General features: G+C 41.7%; 14 protein-coding genes. 12 read left to right on the forward strand and 2 right to left on the reverse strand.

Annotated features, from left to right (window positions below):
* Positions 1 to 55 precede the first annotated feature (55 nt).
* Together CVP04_RS09275 and glpX are read right to left on the reverse strand one after the other, a co-directional pair.
* Entirely contained in the window at positions 56 to 2830 is a 2775-nt protein-coding gene (locus tag CVP04_RS09275) for a S8 family peptidase (protein ID WP_100297228.1), read from the reverse strand.
* A 409-nt stretch (positions 2831 to 3239) separates the two neighbouring features.
* The gene (glpX, locus tag CVP04_RS09280) at positions 3240 to 4253 is read right to left on the reverse strand and encodes a class II fructose-bisphosphatase (protein WP_100297229.1); all 1014 of its coding nucleotides are present in this window, start codon (positions 4251 to 4253) and stop codon (positions 3240 to 3242) included.
* Between the two features lie 317 nt (positions 4254 to 4570).
* Here glpX and CVP04_RS09285 point away from each other — a divergent pair, with 317 nt between their 5' ends.
* The 12 genes from CVP04_RS09285 to atpD all read left to right on the forward strand — a co-directional run bounded on the left by CVP04_RS09285 (position 4571) and on the right by atpD (position 14937).
* Positions 4571 to 4792, forward strand: a complete 222-nt coding sequence (locus CVP04_RS09285) for a cell division protein ZapB (RefSeq protein WP_100297230.1) — start codon at positions 4571 to 4573, stop codon at positions 4790 to 4792.
* An 81-nt stretch (positions 4793 to 4873) separates the two neighbouring features.
* Positions 4874 to 5317 (forward strand): FMN-binding protein MioC, encoded by a 444-nt coding sequence (gene mioC, locus CVP04_RS09290; protein WP_100297231.1) that lies wholly within the window; start codon positions 4874 to 4876, stop codon positions 5315 to 5317.
* Between the two features lie 416 nt (positions 5318 to 5733).
* Positions 5734 to 7623, forward strand: coding sequence for a tRNA uridine-5-carboxymethylaminomethyl(34) synthesis enzyme MnmG (mnmG, locus tag CVP04_RS09295; RefSeq protein ID WP_100297232.1), 1890 nt, complete (start codon positions 5734 to 5736; stop codon positions 7621 to 7623).
* Complete coding sequence (rsmG, locus tag CVP04_RS09300; RefSeq protein WP_100297233.1) at positions 7623 to 8273, forward strand: 16S rRNA (guanine(527)-N(7))-methyltransferase RsmG; 651 nt, start codon at positions 7623 to 7625, stop codon at positions 8271 to 8273. Before mnmG ends, rsmG begins: the two co-directional genes overlap by 1 nt.
* A gap of 155 nt (positions 8274 to 8428) precedes the next feature.
* A complete protein-coding gene (locus CVP04_RS09305; protein WP_100297234.1) occupies positions 8429 to 8818 on the forward strand; it encodes an ATP synthase subunit I in 390 nt (129 codons plus the stop codon).
* A gap of 74 nt (positions 8819 to 8892) precedes the next feature.
* The gene (gene atpB, locus CVP04_RS09310; protein ID WP_100297235.1) at positions 8893 to 9696 is read left to right on the forward strand and encodes a F0F1 ATP synthase subunit A; all 804 of its coding nucleotides are present in this window, start codon (positions 8893 to 8895) and stop codon (positions 9694 to 9696) included.
* 62 nt (positions 9697 to 9758) lie between these two features.
* Positions 9759 to 10013 carry a F0F1 ATP synthase subunit C gene (gene atpE / locus CVP04_RS09315; protein WP_005760745.1) on the forward strand — a complete coding sequence of 85 codons (255 nt, stop codon included), beginning with the start codon at positions 9759 to 9761 and terminating at the stop codon, positions 10011 to 10013.
* A 57-nt stretch (positions 10014 to 10070) separates the two neighbouring features.
* Entirely contained in the window at positions 10071 to 10541 is a 471-nt protein-coding gene (atpF, locus tag CVP04_RS09320) for a F0F1 ATP synthase subunit B (protein WP_100297236.1), read from the forward strand.
* Between the two features lie 13 nt (positions 10542 to 10554).
* Positions 10555 to 11103, forward strand: coding sequence for a F0F1 ATP synthase subunit delta (gene atpH / locus CVP04_RS09325; protein ID WP_100297237.1), 549 nt, complete (start codon positions 10555 to 10557; stop codon positions 11101 to 11103).
* A 12-nt stretch (positions 11104 to 11115) separates the two neighbouring features.
* A complete protein-coding gene (gene atpA, locus CVP04_RS09330) occupies positions 11116 to 12657 on the forward strand; it encodes a F0F1 ATP synthase subunit alpha (RefSeq protein ID WP_100297238.1) in 1542 nt (513 codons plus the stop codon).
* Positions 12658 to 12673: 16 nt separating this feature from the next.
* Entirely contained in the window at positions 12674 to 13543 is an 870-nt protein-coding gene (gene atpG, locus CVP04_RS09335; RefSeq protein WP_100297239.1) for a F0F1 ATP synthase subunit gamma, read from the forward strand.
* 20 nt (positions 13544 to 13563) lie between these two features.
* Positions 13564 to 14937: a F0F1 ATP synthase subunit beta gene (gene atpD / locus CVP04_RS09340; protein ID WP_100297240.1), complete on the forward strand. Its 1374-nt coding sequence runs from the start codon at positions 13564 to 13566 to the stop codon at positions 14935 to 14937.
* The last annotated feature ends 12 nt before the right edge of the window (positions 14938 to 14949 follow it).

Raw genomic sequence — 14949 nt, forward strand, 5'->3', positions numbered from 1 at the left:
AAAAAATAAAAAATTTTCACCGCACTTTTTAGGGATTAATTAAATTAGAGCTTAATTAAAAGCGTAATCCCAATTTTGTCATCCAACGGGTTCCTTTGCCGTTGGCGGATAACTCGCGTTTAAGTTCCGCCGCCATAAACCAATTATTTCGTTCAAAGGTCACACCGCCGCTTAATTCCGCCCAACCTCGACTAAAGGCAACGGATTGATTATCAAAAGAAATACCTTGCAACGAGCTACGAACTTTTGTATCGGAATGATTAAGTCGATATAAATAATCCAGCGCGACATTCGGCGTAATCGTGCCGTATTCGCCGTCAAAGGCTTTTTTTACGCGTAAGCCAGAAACTAAGTTAATATCGTTTTGAGTGAATTTAGCACTGGAAAGAGAAAATTCGCCTTGTTCGTTCAGTTCGTTCATTTCTAACCGTACCCATTGCGCACCGAACGTCGGTTCGATCAACCAATTTTGCGGATTAAAAAATAACCCACCGCGCAATTCGGCGCCCATTAGCCAACCTTTGTTTTTTCCTTCGCCTAAGGATTTGCCGTTAAAACTACGTTGTTGTTTATAATCAATGCGCGCAAGGCTGCCGGCATAATCCACAAACCATTCTTTAGACGGCATATAGCGTAATGCCGCACCGGCTTCAAATTGCTTGATTGTTGCTTGAGCATTGGCTTGATCAACTTCCGTTTTAAGATAATTGAAATTAGCGCGAATAAGTTGATGATTATCGGTTTTATAAGCGATGCCGACACCGTTTCGATGCGTGTGAAAATCCGTTCTGCTGCCTTGTGATGCATTAGAATGATATTTTTCACTGTTACCATCCAACCAAACATTCAGAGTTTTTTCCGCTAAATCACGATAACGAAATAGATCATTTTCCGCCGCACTTAAACGGGTAGCAAAATGTTTGCTTAAAAATGTCAGACTTTCCGCATAAATACCGTTACCAATCGCATAATGTAAGTTTTGCAAATTTTGCTTTTCAATCGCTTGTTGCAACCAATCGTTATAGAGGCCTTTTTTCCACGCAATCGGCATATCCCGTAGCACATTTAATACGAGCAAACCGTTTTGTCCGTTAATATCGGCATTGTGATCAGTGATTTTTTCTGCTTTGTTAGCTTTTAGTTCCACACCATCGGCGCTGAAATATAAGTCTTGGCGCAATCCTTTGTTAAAAAGCACCGCACTTTTCACAAGCTGATTAAAGCCACCTTGATAAGACGCCCCGTTTTTTAAGGTTACAACGCGTGCGATTGTGTCACCCGCTTGAGCTTTTTCATTTAAACTTTCCGCTGCGGATAAACTGCCCGCCAAATTGACCGTTGCGGATTTTCCGTTCGCAGTAATGCCTTGGGCAGATAATAATACTAACTGCGCATTCGGCGCGGAAACATAATGTTGATTGACAATTAAGTCGGATAAAGACAAGGCTGCACTATTGTTTACTGTATCCGCAGAAGTGGTATCACGTAACACCAATTTTCCTTCATTCACATTAAGGGTTTTAATGCGATTATTTTTTGCCGTTAAGGTTAATTCGGCGTCACCGGCTTTGGTTAAAGCAAATTCTGTTTCAAGTTTGTTAGACCATAGGTCATTTTGATTAACACGATAGGTTTCGTCGCGCAATAATCCGCGCGGCCCTAAAACGGCGTCGGTTAAATTTACCAAGCCCCAACCGTATTTATCGTCCACACCTTTTTCACCCAAATCCGTTGCAGTGGTGAATAAGGTGTCGCGTAATTGGGTCGGTGTGAAATAACCGAATCGTTGTTTCAACAGTGCTAAGGAGCCGGTCACGACCGGTGCAGCAAATGATGTACCGGATTGTTTTTGCAAACTTGGGATTTTTTTACCTTCTTCCGCACCGGCAGTGGCCAGCACGTTCAAATCGCCGGGTGCGGCAATACACCAATAACGACTAACACCGCAATAATTCGAATAAGGCGTTAAGTTTTTATCTTTATCCACCGCAATCACGGAAATATAATGCGAAGTTAATTCAGGGAAATAATGCGGCAAAGCAGCCATAATGCCCGGTTGTTTTTTACTTTCATTCCCCGCAGCAAATACAATTAAAATATCATTTTTAACCGTTTGTTTTAAGGTTGTGATCAATTCATTCGTTGGAGCTTGAGCTAATAACGCTTGTTTATATTTTGCATCCGCGTCTTTAGCAAAATCACCTGCCGGATCTTCATTCCAGCTATTATTAATCGCTAGCGGTTTTTGTTCCGCAATTTTCTGAATACCGAGCGATAATAGGCTCCGTTGAACTTGGGCATCATTGCCGTTTCCGATTAGAAAAGATTCATCTTCTTCATCAGATTTTTTGCCTAAAGCTTTGCCGTCATCGGTGGTTTTGTTGAAATCCGTTTGTGCAACATAAACTTCGCTTTCTTTTGCAATTCCGCCGGGATAATTATACGCAGCCAAGGCTTTCGAATTGATAATGCCGGTGACTTGACCGCCGTGCATCGAATAGACTTTGAATTCTTTTCCTTGCTCGTCTTTTTCGGTGTCAATATCATAATTCGACGGATCAATGACAATTTTTTCTCCGTCATCATCCAATTCGAGAATAATCGGATGTAATTTATCGCGATTCATTAACGGGTGATCCAGCATAAATCCGCTGTCCACTACACCGAGTTTAATCCCTTTACCCGAATAGGTTTCACTGATTTGTTGAGTTAAGCCGACAAGTTTATACGGATTCGCAAGATAAGCCGATGAATTTTGTCCGTAAGCCGTGCCGAGCAACAAACTAACGGATAAACAAATAACCGATTGATTAAATTGATTATTTTTCATTATATTCCCCTTTAAAAAGTTTTTTATCGTTTTTTAATATATTTTGAAGTGTAAAAGGGCGGTTATTTTTTAACAAAAAAAAAGAAACTGCAATAAAAATTTTTCGATGAAAATTTAGTTACGAAATAAATAACAAATAAAAGATGGTTATCTTTTTTATTGAAACAAATAACTAATTAATTGATATAAATAAAGAAAATAGAAAAATAAAGGCTGTTCTTTGTTAAAAAGAAAAAGATTAATCAGGAAGGTCCGACCAGAAAAAAGAAACAAAAAACATTACTTTCTTTTCATAATAAAAGAAGATTGTTAAATAGCTTTATGTGTAAATGTAACAAGGGCGAAAATTCGCCCTTATCATATTTCAATGAAAAAAATCCGAATTTTTCACCGCACTTTAACCGGCAACTTATGCGCCGATCAAACGATAAAGTGCGGTATCTTTTCGATCTAAATAGTGAGTCGATTGAATTCGGCGAATAGTTCGCGAGCGACCGCGAATCAACAAGGTTTCCGTTGTCGCCAAATTACCGCGACGGTGAATACCACGCAATAAATCACCGTTCGTAATACCTGTTGCGGAGAAAACCAAATTATCGTCGCGCACTAAATCTTCCAATTTCAGCACAACATTCACTTCAATGCCCATTTCTTTGCAACGGCGAATTTCATCGGCGGCAATAGCTTGATTTTCCGGCGAGCTGCCTTTCACTTGATGACGCGGAATCAATCTCGCCTGCATTTCACCGCCCAAAGCGCGAATCGCCGCTGCGGCAACTACGCCTTCCGGTGCGCCGCCGATACCGTATAACATATCTGCACCGCCGTCCGGCAAACAACATAAAATCGATGCCGCCACATCGCCGTCCGGAATCGCCAACACTTTCACACCAAGTTGTTGCATTTTTTTGATCACTTCGCTGTGGCGCGGTTTGTCTAAGGTAATCACAGTTAATTGCGATAATAATTTACCCATTTTCGACGCGACGCGACGCAAATTTTGTTCAAGGGGTAAATTTAAATCCACCATTCCTTTCGCTTCCGGCCCGACGACTAATTTTTCCATATACATATCCGGTGCACGCAAAAATGTATCTTTACCGCCGGCAGCCAAAACGGAAAGGGCGTTCGGTTGTCCCATTGCGGTCATTCGCGTACCTTCGATAGGATCGACGGCGATAGACACTTCTTCGCCTTTGCCCGTGCCGATCTTTTCACCGATATATAACATCGGCGCTTCGTCAATTTCACCTTCGCCGATAACAATTTCACCCGCCATATCGATTTGATTTAACATCAAACGCATCGCTTGTACCGCCGCATCGTCCGCCGCATTTTTATCGCCGCGACCCAACCACGCGAATCCGGCTAACGCCGCCGCTTCCGTTACTCTTGAAAATTCAATGGCTAATGCTCTATTCATTTCGTTACCCTTTATTACTTAATTGACAGATTTCGGCTATTCTACCATTCTGGCAAACGGTTGCGTAATGAAATATAAAAAATTTTACACAGCAATGAATAAAAGATAAATTTGATCTTAAGCCGCCTAATCGGTTGAAAGCCCGCTGTTTATGGCGGATAATCTTATAAGCGGAGGGATTATTTTCCAATTCAGGCGACACATCACACCTCGCGGTTATGAAATTCTGTGTGTCGAATATTCTTCCCTTTAACAATTCAGCTTAACTAAGGTAGAATAGTCCGTATTAATGAACACATTTTTTAGAGGAAGCCATTATGTCATTAGAAATCTTAGATCAATTAGAACAAAAAATTAAACAAGCCGTTGAAACCGTCGAGTTACTTCAATTAGAAGTTGAAGAATTAAAAGAGAAAAATAATCAGGTTCAACAAGCTTACGACGGTTTGCGCAACGAAAATGATCAACTGAAAGTGGAATACAACAATGTGTTGGAGCGTATCCGTTCAATGTTGGGTTCCATTGAAAATAACGTTTAATCGATTGAAATAAGGATTTAAGGCTTAGATTATCTAAGCCTTATTTTTTAGTAGAAGCTTTTGATTACAAAGGATATTTTGATGAAAGAAACTATCGCCGTTGTCAGCGGCAGCACCTTAGGCAGCGCCGAATATGTCGCGGAACATTTAAACGATTTATTACAGCAAGATTTTGCCACCACGTTGATTCACGGCGCACATTTGGACGACATTATCGAGTATAAAATTTGGTTAATCGTCACCTCCACCCACGGCGCAGGCGAATTACCGGATAATTTAAAGCCGCTGTTTAAACAAATTCGACAACAAAATCCGAATTTAACCGATCTACGTTTTGCTGTGGTATGTTTGGGTAATTCCGATTACGACACCTTTTGTTTTGCGGCGGATACGGTGCAATCGGTGTTAACGGAAAAAAGTGCGGTGGAAATTTGCCCTTGTTTAAAAATTGATACCTTAACCGTTGAAGATAACGAACAATATGCCGAAAACTGGCTGCCTCAATTTATTCAAGGATTAGCATAAAAATTCTTCGGTTTATTCGATTTCAAGCTGTGGATAACATTGATAAAAACTGTAAGAATTTTGTTATTATTCTTAGAATAAAATTTAATCCGAAATCACTTGTGGATAACTCAAGCAGTTATTCACAAGAAATTTTATCTTAACCGATCCGGATCCTAACAATATAATAAAGATCTAACTCATTCATTTAACAATGAAATTTCGATCTACTCACAAGGATCGGCGATCCTTATAATTATCATAATAAGATCTTTATATATAAATAAAGATCTTATATTAATTAGCAGATCATCAAACCCTCGATCTTTTATCAAGAATCCGAAATCTTCCTTTTATGCTTTGTCTTATTTGAGGTAAAATGGATCGTTACGTTCGAATAATAGATCAAAAAATAAATTTATCACGAAAAGGTTAATATGTTTTATACGGAAAGTTATGATGTGATCGTCATCGGCGGCGGTCACGCAGGTACCGAAGCGGCTTTAGCGCCGGCAAGAATGGGATTAAAGACGCTTTTATTAACGCACAATGTGGATACTTTAGGACAAATGTCTTGTAATCCGGCGATCGGCGGGATCGGCAAAGGGCATTTGGTGAAAGAAGTAGACGCAATGGGCGGTTTAATGGCAACCGCCGCGGATCAGGCGGGTATTCAATTTCGCACCTTAAATGCAAGCAAAGGCCCGGCGGTGCGCGCTACGCGAGCCCAAGCGGATCGCGTGTTATATCGTCAAGCTGTGCGGATCGCATTGGAAAATCAACCGAATTTAGATATTTTCCAACAAGAAGTTACGGATATTATTTTAGAGCAGGATCGTATTGCCGGCGTGGAAACGAAAATGGGTCTGAAATTCAGATCCAAAGCAGTCATTTTAACGGCAGGCACATTTTTAGCCGGTAAGATCCATATCGGTTTAGAAAATTATACCGGCGGTCGTGCCGGCGATCCGGCTTCCGTCACCCTTGCACAACGTTTACGCGATTTGAATTTGCGCGTTGCGCGTTTAAAAACCGGTACGCCGCCGCGTATTGATGCGCGCACGATCAATTTTGACGTATTGGCGAAACAACACGGCGATGAGCAATTACCGGTTTTCTCTTTTATGGGATCCGTTTCCCAACATCCGCGTCAGATCCCTTGTTATATCACTCACACGACGGAACAAACTCACGATCTGATTCGAGCAAATTTGGATCGCAGTCCGATGTATGCAGGGATCATCGAAGGGATCGGCCCGCGTTATTGTCCGTCCATCGAAGACAAAGTAATGCGATTTGCCGAACGTAATTCTCATCAAATTTATTTGGAACCGGAAGGTTTAACCAGTAACGAAATTTACCCTAACGGCATTTCCACCAGTTTGCCGTTCGATGTGCAAATGGGCATCGTCAATTCAATGAAAGGGCTGGAAAATGCGCGTATCGTAAAACCGGGTTATGCGATCGAATACGATTATTTCGATCCGAGAGATCTTAAACCGACGTTAGAAACCAAGGCAATCCGCGGATTATTTTTCGCCGGACAAATTAACGGTACCACCGGTTATGAAGAAGCGGCGGCACAAGGCTTGTTAGCCGGCATTAACGCCGGTTTATTCGTTCAAGAGAAAGATCCTTGGTATCCGCGTCGCGATCAGGCTTATGTGGGCGTGTTGGTGGATGATCTTTGCACCTTGGGAACCAAAGAACCTTATCGCGTCTTTACATCGCGCGCCGAATATCGTTTATTACTGCGCGAAGACAATGCGGACAGTCGATTAACGCCGATTGCGCACGAGCTCGGTTTAATCGATGAAAAACGTTGGGCGCGCTTTAATCAAAAAATGGAAAATATCGAACAGGAAAGACAGCGCTTGCGTCAAATTTGGATTCATCCGCGTTTGGAATATTTGGCGGAAACCAATAAAGTGTTGGGAAGTCCTTTGGTTCGAGAAGCTAGCGGCGAAGATTTATTACGTCGTCCGGAAATAAATTATCAAATTTTGACCGCACTTACGCCGTTTGCGCCGCCGATGGCGGACAAAGAAGCGGTGGAACAAGTGGAAATCGCGATTAAATACGAAGGATATATCGTTCATCAACAAGAAGAAATCGAACGACACAAACGCCACGAAAATACGGTGATTCCGGAACATTTCGATTATTCGAGCGTCGCTGGTTTATCGAACGAAGTGCGGTTGAAATTGGAACAACATCGTCCGGTTTCCATCGGACAAGCGAGCCGAATTTCCGGTATTACGCCGGCAGCGATTTCCATTTTGCTAGTGAATTTGAAAAAGCAAGGTATGTTAAAACGTGGTGAATAATGACTGACTTAGAACGGCAATTAGCGGAAAAATTAAATACTTTGCTAAAAAGCACCGCACTTTCGATAACCGATCAGCAAAAAAATCAGTTAGTTAAGCTGGTGTTGCTTTTGCATAAATGGAATAAGGCGTATAACTTAACCTCCGTGCGGGATCCGTCGGAAATGTTGGTTAAACATATTCTGGATAGTTTGGTGGTTAGCCCTTATTTACAAGGCGAACGTTTTATCGATGTCGGTACGGGGCCGGGCTTGCCCGGTTTGCCGTTGGCGATCATTAACCCGAATAAACGATTTTTCCTGTTGGATAGTTTAGGCAAACGTATCAGTTTTATTCGTCATACGGTGCGCGAATTAGGACTGACTAACGTCGAACCGGTGTTAAGTCGGGTGGAATATTTTCAACCCGATCATCAATTCGACGGCGTGTTGAGTCGCGCATTCGCCTCTTTGAAAGATATGACCGATTGGTGCGCGCATTTAGTGGAAAAAAACGGATTGTTTTATGCGCTAAAAGGGCAATTTCATCAACAAGAAGCGGATGAACTAAAGGCTCGATTCGTTATAGAGAATGTTATTCGGTTAAATGTGCCGGAATTAATCGGCGAAAGACATTTGGTTTTAGTTAAATCCGTTGAATTTAACGATTAAAGGAAAATGAAATAGTTAAAATTTTATAAAAATGTTAAATTTTTTCCGGAAATGTTAACTAGTTAACACTTTTGAGGTGGGGATTATGTTGCATTACGCAAAGTTATCCGTATAATTTAGTATTCTGTAAGTTTTTGAAAAGTAGTCGAAATAGAATGTCGTTAGTGTTTGATAACACAAAAAAATTATATAAAAAGGTTTTTGTCACAGAAATATTTTTTATCATAATTTTGAGTCTTTTTGTTTACTTTTTGTTTACAGAACAATTTTTGCCCTTTTTATTAGGATCATTAATTGCGTTTTTGCCCCAAATTGTTTTTATCGGTTATGCATTGATCATTAAAGGGAATGCACCGATAGAAAACAAAGCCAAAGTGCTTTATCAAAGCGAAGGCTTAAAATTAGCGTTGACTGTGGGGTTGTTTATATTGGTTTTTGCTGGTTTTAAGCCGGATTTTGCAGGCCTTTTTTCAGGTTATTTCATCGTAATTTTGCTTAATAACCTGCTACCTGTTTTTTTCAATATAACATCAACCCGCAAGTAACCTGTTGACGTTTCGAGCGAACCGGTCGAAACGCTTGGTGATGAGAATTTATTAACAATTCGTAGGATGATAATATGTCTGCTGAAGGTGCATCTCAAACTTCTATTGAATATATCCAACACCACTTGACTTTTTTAACTTCAAGTGACGGATTTTGGTCTTTCAATCTTGATTCGCTTTTCTTTACCTTACTTACCGGCATTATTTTCCTCGCGATTTTTTATCGTGTAGGTAAAAAAATGACCACCGGCGTACCTGGAAAATTGCAATGCGTCGTTGAAATGTTAGTGGAATGGATTGACGGCGTGGTAAAAGAAAACTTTACCGGTAATCGGACGTTAGTCGCACCGTTGGCGTTAACGATTTTCGTGTGGGTCTTTTTAATGAACTTAATCGACTTGGTACCGGTAGATTATTTGCCGCAAGTCGCGCAAATGCTCGGTATTCATTATTTACGCGCGGTGCCTTCCGCGGATATGAATATTACGTTCAGTCTGTCTATCGGCGTATTCTGTTTGATTTTATTTTATACCGTCAAATCGAAAGGGTTCGGCGGATTAGTCAAAGAATACACGATGCATCCTTTCAATCATCCGGTATTTATTCCGGTCAACTTATTGCTTGAAACCGTCACTTTAGTGTCTAAACCGATTTCATTGGCGCTGCGTTTGTTCGGTAATATGTATGCGGGTGAATTAATCTTTATTTTAATTGCAGTAATGTACAGTGCGAATATGGCGGTGGCGGCGTTAGGTTTGCCGTTACAATTAGCTTGGGCTATTTTCCATATTCTGATTGTGGTATTACAAGCATTCGTCTTTATGATGCTTACGGTGGTTTATTTAGGCATTGCTTACAATAAATCCGAAGCGCATTAATTTTAACTTTTATTTAAACAACAAGCGGCTGAAAAGCCTCATTTAACAAACTGGAGAAAAATATGGAAACTGTAATCAGTGCAACTATCATCGCATCGGCTATTATGCTTGCTTTTGCTGCGTTAGGTACCGGTATCGGCTTTGGTATTCTTGGTGGTAAATACCTTGAATCCGCCGCACGTCAACCGGAATTAGCTAACTCTTTGTTAACTAAAATGTTTATCGTAGCGGGTTTATTGGATGCTATCGCGATGATCGCTGTAGGTATCGGTTTATACTTTGCATTCGCCAATCCGTTTGCTTCATTGTTGGGTTAATTCTAAGACGGACTACTCTTAATCGAGTAACTAACCAACTTTAAAGGAGGTGCCGTTGTGAATATCAACGCAACATTAATCGGTCAAACAATCGCGTTTATCATATTCGTATGGTTTTGTATGAAATATGTATGGCCGCCGATTATTAAAGCCATCGAAGAACGTCAAAGCGCTATTGCGAATGCTTTAGCCTCGGCGGAAGCGGCGAAAAAAGAACAAGCCGATAACAAGGTTTTGGCCGAACAAGAAATTAATCAGGCAAAAATTCAGGCTCAGGAAATTGTGGATTTAGCCAATAAACGCCGCAATGAAATTTTAGAAGAAGTTAAAGTTGAAGCTGAAGCGCTGAAAGCAAGAATTATTGAACAAGGTCACGCGGAAATCGAATCCGAGCGTAAACGTGTTCAAGAAGAATTGCGCATTAAAGTGGCGTCGCTTGCCGTTGCCGGTGCGGAGAAAATTGTGGGTCGTACGGTTGACGAAGCGGCTAACAATGACATTATTGATAAATTAGTTGCGGAACTATAAGAAGGTTGAGCTTATGTCAGAATTAACTACGATAGCTCGCCCTTATGCTAAAGCAGCATTTGATTTTGCAGTCGAACAAGCCGCTACGGATAAAAGTGCGGTGGAAAAATGGACGGAAATGTTAAATTTCGCTGCGGAAGTCGTAAAAGACGATGCGATGAAAGAATTATTAACAAGTTCGTTATCGGCAAATAAACTTGCGGATACTGTAATTTCCATTTGTGGCGAACAACTTAATCAATATGGGCAAAATCTTATTCGGTTAATGGCTGAAAATAAGCGTTTAACTGTACTTCCGGCAGTATTGAGCGAATTTCAATCTTATGTTGAAGAACATCAAGCGACGGCCGAAGTCGATGTGGTATCTGCTCAACCGTTAAGCGAAGCGCAACGGAAAAAAATTATTACCGCAATGGAAAAAAGACTTGCTCGTAAAGTTAAATTAAATTGCAGCACCGATAGTACGCTGATTGCCGGCGCTATTATTCGTACGGACGATTTTGTCATTGACGGCAGTAGCCGCGGACAACTTAACCGTCTTGCAAGCGAGTTGCAATTATAAGAGGAATAAAAGATGCAACTAAATTCTACAGAAATTAGTGAATTGATTAAAAAACGGATTGCTCAATTCGAAGTGGTCAGCGAAGCGCGCAATACGGGAACCATCGTTTCCGTCAGCGACGGTATTATTCGTATCCACGGTTTGAGCGACGTAATGCAAGGTGAAATGATTGCATTACCGGGAAACCGTTACGCTATGGCACTTAACTTAGAACGTGATTCGGTCGGTGCGGTAGTTATGGGACCTTACGCGGATCTTGCCGAAGGTATGGAAGTTCAATGTACCGGCCGTATTCTTGAAGTGCCGGTCGGTCGCGGATTATTAGGTCGTGTGGTTAATACTTTAGGTCAACCGATTGACGGTAAAGGTGAAATCGAAAACGACGGTTTCTCTCCGGTCGAAGTGATTGCGCCCGGCGTTATCGATCGTAAATCCGTTGATCAACCTGTTCAAACCGGTTATAAAGCCGTTGACTCAATGGTGCCGATTGGTCGTGGTCAACGCGAATTGATTATCGGTGACCGTCAAACCGGTAAAACCGCATTGGCGATTGACGCGATTATCAACCAACGCGATTCCGGTATTAAGTGTATCTATGTGGCAATCGGTCAAAAAGCCTCCACTATCGCGAACGTCGTACGCAAATTAGAAGAACACGGCGCATTACAAAATACTATCGTGGTCGTGGCTTCTGCTTCCGAATCTGCGGCATTGCAATATCTTGCGCCTTATTCCGGTTGTGCGATGGGCGAATATTTCCGTGATCGCGGTGAAGACGCCTTAATCGTTTATGATGATTTATCTAAACAAGCGGTTGCTTATCGTCAAATTTCATTATTATTACGTCGTCCGCCGGGTCGTGAAGCATTCCCGGGAGACGTATTCTATTTACACTCTCGTTTACTTGAACGTGCATCTCGCGTAAACAGCGAATATGTCGAACGTTTTACGAAAGGCGAAGTAAAAGGAAAAACCGGTTCTTTAACCGCACTTCCGATTATCGAAACTCAAGCGGGGGACGTTTCCGCGTTCGTTCCGACCAACGTAATTTCTATTACCGACGGTCAGATCTTCTTGGAATCCAACTTGTTTAACTCCGGTATTCGTCCGGCGGTTAACCCTGGTATTTCGGTTTCTCGTGTAGGTGGTGCGGCGCAAACTAAAGTGGTGAAAAAATTAGCCGGTGGTATTCGTACCGCACTTGCGCAATATCGTGAATTGGCGGCGTTCGCTCAGTTTGCTTCCGACCTTGACGATGCAACGCGTAAACAACTTTCGCACGGTCAAAAAGTAACGGAATTATTGAAACAGAAACAATATTCTCCGTTAAGCGTCGGTCAACAAGCGTTAGTGTTATTTGCCGTAGAATTCGGTTATTTGGATGACGTCGAATTAGATCGTATCGGTTCTTTCGAATCTGCGCTTTTAGAATATGCGAGCCATAATAACGGTGAATTTTTAGCCGAATTAACCAAAACCGGTAATTACAATGATGAAATCAAAGACACATTGAAAGGTATTTTGGATAGTTTCAAAGCTAACAGTACTTGGTAATTAACGGAGAAATTAAATGGCTGGTGCAAAAGAGATAAGAACCAAAATTTCCAGTGTTCAAAGTACGCAAAAAATTACGAAAGCAATGGAAATGGTTGCCGCATCGAAAATGCGTAAAACGCAAGATCGGATGTCTTCTTCGCGTCCGTATTCTAATGCGATACGCAGCGTAATTAGCCACGTTTCAAAAGCCAGTATCGGTTATAAACATCCGTTTTTAGTGGAACGGGATATCAAACGAATCGGTATTTTAGTTGTTTCGACAGACCGCGGATTATGCGGCGGATTAAATATTAATTTATTTAAAACCGTACTTAACGAAACGAAGAATTGGAAAGAACAAAAAATTGACGTTGCACTCGGTTTAATCGGTGCGAAAGGAATCGGTTTTTTCCATTCTCTCGGTCTGGAGATCAAAGCCCAACATTCGGGGATGGGAGATAATCCTTCCGTCGAAGAATTGATTGGTATTGCAAACCGTATGTTCGAAGGTTATAAAGAAGGCAAATTGGATGCGATCTATATTGCTTATAATAAATTCGTTAATACGATGTCGCAAAAACCGACGTTAGAAAAACTCGTTCCGTTGCCGGAATTAACAAACGATAATTTGGGCGAAGTAAAACAATCTTGGGATTACCTTTACGAACCGGATCCGAAAATTTTATTGGATAATTTATTGGTTCGTTATTTGGAATCGCAAGTTTATCAAGCGGTAGTTGAAAACTTGGCTTCCGAGCAAGCGGCTCGAATGGTGGCGATGAAAGCGGCGACTGACAACGCAGGTAATTTAATTAAAGACTTGCAGTTGGTATATAACAAAGCTCGTCAAACAAGTATTACAAATGAATTAAATGAAATTGTCGCCGGTGCGGCTGCAATTTAGTAAAAAGTAGAGGATCGGTAATGGCAACTGGAAAAATTGTACAAATCATCGGTGCGGTTATTGACGTTGAATTTCCACAAGATGCAGTACCAAAAGTATATGATGCCCTTAATGTTGAAACGGGTTTAGTGCTTGAAGTTCAACAACAATTAGGTGGCGGTGTCGTTCGTTGTATCGCAATGGGTTCATCGGACGGTTTAAAACGCGGTTTAACCGTAACCAATACGGGCAAACCGATTTCCGTTCCGGTGGGAACAAAAACCCTAGGACGTATTATGAACGTATTAGGGGAACCTATCGACGAACGCGGCCCAATCGGTGCGGAAGAAAACTGGTCTATTCACCGTGCGGCGCCAAGTTACGAAGATCAATCGAACAGTACGGAACTATTGGAAACCGGTATTAAAGTTATCGACTTAATTTGCCCGTTTGCAAAAGGGGGTAAAGTCGGTTTATTCGGTGGTGCGGGTGTAGGTAAAACCGTAAATATGATGGAATTAATCCGTAATATTGCGATTGAGCACTCAGGTTATTCCGTATTCGCCGGTGTAGGCGAACGTACTCGTGAAGGTAACGACTTCTATCACGAAATGACGGAATCCAACGTATTGGATAAAGTATCTCTGGTTTACGGTCAAATGAATGAGCCGCCGGGTAACCGTTTACGCGTTGCGTTGACCGGTTTGACAATGGCGGAAAAATTCCGTGACGAAGGTCGTGACGTTTTATTCTTCGTGGATAATATTTATCGTTATACCCTTGCCGGTACCGAAGTATCCGCGTTATTAGGTCGTATGCCGTCTGCGGTAGGTTACCAACCGACTCTTGCAGAAGAAATGGGTGTACTTCAAGAACGTATTACTTCCACTAAAACAGGTTCTATCACATCTGTTCAAGCGGTTTACGTTCCTGCGGATGACTTAACAGACCCGTCTCCGGCAACTACCTTTGCGCACTTAGACTCAACGGTCGTATTAAGCCGTCAAATTGCGTCGTTAGGTATTTATCCTGCGGTTGACCCGTTGGATTCCACCTCGCGTCAATTAGATCCGCTTGTCGTGGGTCAAGAGCATTATGACGTCGCACGCGGCGTACAAGGTATCTTACAACGTTATAAAGAATTGAAAGATATTATCGCGATTCTTGGTATGGACGAACTTTCCGAAGACGACAAACTTGTGGTGGCACGCGCGCGTAAAATCGAACGTTTCTTATCACAACCGTTCTTCGTTGCCGAAGTCTTTACCGGTTCACCGGGTAAATATGTCTCGTTGAAAGATACGATTCGCGGTTTCAAAGGTATTTTAGACGGTGAATACGATCATATTCCGGAACAAGCGTTCTATATGGTCGGTTCAATCGAAGAAGTGCTAGAAAAAGCCAAAAATATGTAATCACTTCAAGAC

The sequence above is a fragment of the Caviibacterium pharyngocola genome (assembly GCF_002795405.1).
Taxonomy (GTDB): domain Bacteria; phylum Pseudomonadota; class Gammaproteobacteria; order Enterobacterales; family Pasteurellaceae; genus Caviibacterium; species Caviibacterium pharyngocola.

Coding starts and splice junctions, on each gene's coding strand:
- CVP04_RS09275 (WP_100297228.1), bottom strand. CDS start 2,830: ATGAAAAATAATCAATTTAATCAATCGGTTATTTGTTTATCCGTTAGT.
- glpX (WP_100297229.1), bottom strand. CDS start 4,253: ATGAATAGAGCATTAGCCATTGAATTTTCAAGAGTAACGGAAGCGGCG.
- CVP04_RS09285 (WP_100297230.1), top strand. CDS start 4,571: ATGTCATTAGAAATCTTAGATCAATTAGAACAAAAAATTAAACAAGCC.
- mioC (WP_100297231.1), top strand. CDS start 4,874: ATGAAAGAAACTATCGCCGTTGTCAGCGGCAGCACCTTAGGCAGCGCC.
- mnmG (WP_100297232.1), top strand. CDS start 5,734: ATGTTTTATACGGAAAGTTATGATGTGATCGTCATCGGCGGCGGTCAC.
- rsmG (WP_100297233.1), top strand. CDS start 7,623: ATGACTGACTTAGAACGGCAATTAGCGGAAAAATTAAATACTTTGCTA.
- CVP04_RS09305 (WP_100297234.1), top strand. CDS start 8,429: ATGTCGTTAGTGTTTGATAACACAAAAAAATTATATAAAAAGGTTTTT.
- atpB (WP_100297235.1), top strand. CDS start 8,893: ATGTCTGCTGAAGGTGCATCTCAAACTTCTATTGAATATATCCAACAC.
- atpE (WP_005760745.1), top strand. CDS start 9,759: ATGGAAACTGTAATCAGTGCAACTATCATCGCATCGGCTATTATGCTT.
- atpH (WP_100297237.1), top strand. CDS start 10,555: ATGTCAGAATTAACTACGATAGCTCGCCCTTATGCTAAAGCAGCATTT.
- atpA (WP_100297238.1), top strand. CDS start 11,116: ATGCAACTAAATTCTACAGAAATTAGTGAATTGATTAAAAAACGGATT.
- atpG (WP_100297239.1), top strand. CDS start 12,674: ATGGCTGGTGCAAAAGAGATAAGAACCAAAATTTCCAGTGTTCAAAGT.
- atpD (WP_100297240.1), top strand. CDS start 13,564: ATGGCAACTGGAAAAATTGTACAAATCATCGGTGCGGTTATTGACGTT.